4 protein-coding genes and 1 pseudogene are annotated in these 3,290 nt (G+C 65.4%); 3 read left to right on the plus strand and 2 right to left on the minus strand.

The window, feature by feature from the left end; translation table 11 throughout:
* A pseudogene (locus tag ADK66_RS32010) lies at positions 1 to 358 on the plus strand (hypothetical protein); the annotation flags it as partial.
* A gap of 187 nt (positions 359 to 545) precedes the next feature.
* Here ADK66_RS32010 and ADK66_RS31665 read toward each other — a convergent pair.
* Positions 546 to 920, minus strand: a complete 375-nt coding sequence (locus ADK66_RS31665; RefSeq protein ID WP_157552954.1) for a hypothetical protein — start codon at positions 918 to 920, stop codon at positions 546 to 548.
* A gap of 419 nt (positions 921 to 1,339) precedes the next feature.
* On the opposite strand from ADK66_RS31665, the gene ADK66_RS26830 reads away from it, so the two are divergent.
* The gene (locus ADK66_RS26830) at positions 1,340 to 1,897 is read left to right on the plus strand and encodes a dihydrofolate reductase family protein (RefSeq protein WP_053660152.1); all 558 of its coding nucleotides are present in this window, start codon (positions 1,340 to 1,342) and stop codon (positions 1,895 to 1,897) included.
* 106 nt (positions 1,898 to 2,003) lie between these two features.
* Entirely contained in the window at positions 2,004 to 2,369 is a 366-nt protein-coding gene (locus tag ADK66_RS31670; RefSeq protein ID WP_157552957.1) for a hypothetical protein, read from the plus strand.
* Positions 2,370 to 2,496: 127 nt separating this feature from the next.
* On the opposite strand, the gene ADK66_RS26840 is transcribed toward ADK66_RS31670, so the two are convergent.
* Positions 2,497 to 3,087, minus strand: a complete 591-nt coding sequence (locus tag ADK66_RS26840; protein WP_053660157.1) for a DUF4240 domain-containing protein — start codon at positions 3,085 to 3,087, stop codon at positions 2,497 to 2,499.
* Between the last annotated feature and the right edge of the window lie 203 nt (positions 3,088 to 3,290).

Below are 3,290 nucleotides of genomic sequence, written 5' to 3' on the forward strand. Positions count from 1 at the left end.
GACCGCAGACCAGTCGCGTGCCCACGAGGACCTGCCGTTCGTCTGGTGGGTCACCGACCACGTCATGCAGCACGATCGGCGAGCATGGTGGATGCGGCATTGGCTGCTTGGCGCGGTCTGCATCCAGACCCCTGAGGTCTTTGAACGCCGTGAGCCTGTTCTGTTCGTCAGTCACGATGCGGACGACGGGGTCTGGCAGTTGATCGGAGCATCCGACGCGAGCGGCAGCAACGGCAAAGTCGGGCACCTGCATCATGCCGTCGACGAGGACCCCAGCCTGATCGACATTCTTGACCTGCCGCCCGGGCGCAGCGCGGCACGCGCTGGCGTCGGAAAACCCTGGACCGGAAAGGTCTAGCCTCGATCAGGCAACCGGGAACTGCCAAGGCGCCGGGCCAGTCCGGCCAGGACCGCGTCCAGGTACAGCTTTGCGGCACTGGGCAGCAGCAGGTCCACGGCCGTGAAGCGGGCGTGGTCCGCATGCGGGTTCGGCACTGCCGTAGTCAGGCAACGCGGTGACCTCACGATTCAGGGGCCACCCGCTGTTAGCCGCACTCATCGTGCACCCAACGATCAAGGTAGGCCGCCCTGCCAACTCGCGAATCCACGACTGCAAGCCATTCGGCTGCCGCCTGCTTCATGTGTCGGACCGCAGCGGCGTCCTGTTCCGGCGATCCCCTTCCAGGAGCGTCCATCTCATCTGTCAGTGCTCCCCAAATCAGGTTGAGCGCGGTCGGTATGTCAGGTAGGTACTCGCCTTTGGGGGTCTCAGCCATAGCCTCCATGGCCAGCCCCTGAAATTCGAGACCCGCGTCGTAGGTGGGCCGGCCCTCTTCGACATCGAGCACGAGCCGTGCCTGGTTCGCAGTTACTTCCAGGAAGCCTTCGGGCCCGAGTTCCGGATGCCAGCGACCTGCCACGACACAAACGGTACGCCGGCTCTCAAGGCCATCGAGCCGGGCTGCCTCTTCTGCCGAACGCGCCCAGCCTGAAGCGCGGCAGGCGCCTCACCTGCCGCCATGCAGTCGGCGTCAGCGGACGATGACATACCGGGCGCCAACATGAGGCCCTGGCCACCAAGAAGCTGGCCAGGACCTTGATGTCCGTCCATAGTGTCTGACTGGCTGTCGACATCGGTGAACCCGTGCACGATCAGCAGCCTATTACGGCGCTCCGGCGATGCTTGCCGTACACGCAGCTCCGGGCTTTCAGGTCTTCACGGCGCGGCACTGTTCTCCTATAGGCGGAGGGACAGGTAGACAACGCATATCCGGATGGGATGCGACGCGGTTAATGATGGTGCGGTCCCGACGCCTTGGCGGCACTAGACTCCCCGGCCATGGGACTGCTCACCTTCAGCATCAACGTCACTGTGGATGGTTGCGTCGACCACCAGGAGGGGATCGCCGACGACGAGACGCACGCCTTCTTCACCCGTCTCCTGGACGAGAGCGGAGCGATGCTGTGGGGCCGCGTCACCTACGAGATGATGGAGAGCTACTGGCCGGCCGTCGCCCGCGGTGACGTGGAAGCGCCGCCGGCCATACGTGAGTGGGCGGTCACGCTGGAGGCTCAACCCAAGTACGTGGTGTCGTCGACGCGCACGGACTTCCCGTGGACCAACAGCCACCACATCACAGGCGATCTACGCGAGGGCGTGCAGAAGCTCAAGGACGCGACCCCGGACGGGGTACTGGTCGGAAGCGGCAAGCTCGCGACCGAGCTCGACCGGCTGGGCCTGATCGACGAGTACAAGCTGCTCGTCCATCCCGTGATCGCCGGCCACGGCCCGACGCTGTACCAAGGCGGGCTGCCCGCCACCCGCCGGCTCGAGTTGCTCTCGGCCGAACCACTGAGCAACGGCGTGATGTCCATGCACTACCGCCGCGCGAGCTGAATCACCGAAGTCGAGATCGCGACCGAGCAGACGTCCGGACAGTGCCCCAGTGGCACTTCGCGATCTGGCTTCGCGGTCATGGGATCAAGCCCGTAGCGCGGGCTTGGTGTATCTGGCGACGTGCCGGTCTGGTATCGAGCTTTTCGAGGCCCCTGACAGCCCAGGACCGCAGCGATTCGTCCTCGCCGTGAAGTTGCTCAACCAGCACCGGCAGAGCTTGTTCCGAGTGGGCTTCGCCGATCAGTTCGAGCAACCAGCAGCGCAGGCCGTGGGCGGTCTCGTTGTTGAACTCGGTGATCAGCTCGTCGAGGTGCTGCGCGGCGTAGGGTCGCAGCTGGTGAAACCCGTCCTCTTGGGTCTGTGCATCGTGGTTACGCATCAACCGCATGGCTTGCTGGAATCGGCTTGCCAGTCGTCTCCGGTGCGCTGCCTCGTCGAGCGCGACCGCTGCCTGATCACCGGTGATTGGTGATGACAACCGAAGATCGCGCAGTGGCCGCGAGCGACAGCGTAAACCCTGCCCGGTGGCAACTGGTGCTCAAGAATGCGCTGGTGTGGCCACGCCGTCCCGTGAGCGGCGGCGAGGTCAACCGCCGAGGTCAATCATCGTCGGGGCCGAGGAACAGCCCGGCCAGCCGGGGCAGCCGACGCCGCATCTCGTCATCGTCGTCGAAGTCGAAGTCCTCACCCATGTCGGGCTCGCAGCCTCCGCCAACGCCTACCGCAACGTGCTGGCGGGCTTCCATCGCGTCGTAGAACGCATGGTCATCATTCGTGACCCGCTCGTAGGCCTCGCAGGCCACGTAGTTCACCGACTCGGCGAACAACGCGTAGTCGTCTTTCTCGGCCGCCGCTTGTCGCACCACTGCATGGTCAGCCAGGGCATCGGGAGAGGCCAGGACGCGTTCGTACCACTCGCGCCCCTGCGCGATCACTCCCGCCCGGAAGTCCATGAAGCTGTCGTCCGAGCATCCCCCGCCGATCAGGTACGCAGCCGCCCACACATCCCAGCGGTAGAGCGCACCGTGGAGTTGGTCGAACAGCTCCTGGAAGTCGAGGATGCCTTCCGGTGATGTTGCAGCCAGGCGCGTCACCAGCGCCGCGGCAACGGCCTCACCAGCGTCGCCAGTCCGCCCGTCGAGACCCGCACCGGCCGACTCCACAACCGCCCAGAACTCGTCAACGTTCACGGCGCGAGAGTCTTCCACGGCCTACCGACACCGATCGGTGCCGGTGGTCGTCGCCGAGGTGGCTACTAGTGGTGGCGTGCGCCTGGATGCTCTCGATCAGCTATGTTGCCGGCGTGGATATCCAGGTGCTGGAGGGTGCGCTCGTCGAGGTGCCGACGGCCGATGCCAGCGGCATGGACCGGCGGGCGTTCGGTGAGTTCGTG

Source organism: Micromonospora sp. NRRL B-16802, assembly GCF_001279555.1.
Taxonomy (GTDB): Bacteria; Actinomycetota; Actinomycetes; order Mycobacteriales; family Micromonosporaceae; genus Micromonospora; species Micromonospora profundi.